Below are 854 nucleotides of genomic sequence, written 5' to 3' on the forward strand. Positions count from 1 at the left end.
CCTAGGATTGGGACTTAATCAACTTATTGCCGATATTGACTGATTCCTTGCTGTTCAGGTTTTGACGGCAAGGAGGCTCCTGATGAGCGATCTTTTCTGGCTTTCCGATGAAGCATGGGATGCGATCGAACCGCATCTACCCAAGAACCAGCCCGGCGCCCGACGGGTCGATGACCGGCGCATCATCTCCGGTATTCTGCACGTGTTGAAGGTCGGTTGCCGCTGGCGTGATGTTCCTGCTGAGTATGGTCCTGCAAAGACCGTCTACAATCGATATCACCGCTGGGCGCGACGCCGTATCTGGTATTGTATTTTCGAGAAGATGGCCGCCAAAGGTCCGGTTCCGCCGGAACTTTCCATCGATAGCACACACATCAAGGCGCATCGCTCTGCGCAAGGCTCAAAAGGGGGGCGTGGGCGCAAGCGATCGGTACGTCACGCGGCGGAAGAACAAGCAAAATCCATTGTTTGGCCGATGATCGCGGCAGACCGGTCGCCTTCAGCCTGACGCCGGGAAACATCGCCGACATCAGGATGGCAATTCCCCTGCTGGAAGCCGCCCGCCCCACAAAGCGCCTGCTGGCTGACAAAGCCTACGACGCCGACAGCCTGCGGGACTGGCTTGCTGGGCATAAGATCAAAGCGGTCATACCCTCATCGGCAGCGCGAAAAACGCCATACCCTCTGGATCGAAAAGCCTATCGACGCAGGAACGTCATCGAACGCCTTTTCTGCCACCTCAAAAACTGGCGGCGTATCGCAACCCGATATGACCGCATCGCAACCAATTATCTCGCTGCCATCGCACTCGTCTCAGCAGTCATCGCATGGATATGATTGAGTCCCCATCCTAG

1 protein-coding gene is annotated in these 854 nt (G+C 56.6%); it reads left to right on the top strand.

What is annotated here, in order from left to right:
* The first annotated feature begins 82 nt into the window (after positions 1-82).
* Positions 83-837 (top strand): IS5 family transposase gene (locus ACUSIJ_RS29635; protein ID WP_449312003.1). Its coding sequence is split into 2 segments (ribosomal slippage): positions 83-416 and positions 416-837, totalling 756 coding nucleotides; the frame shifts between segments, so codons are not numbered across the junction.
* The last annotated feature ends 17 nt before the right edge of the window (positions 838-854 follow it).

The sequence above is a fragment of the Pseudochelatococcus sp. B33 genome, assembly GCF_053570585.1.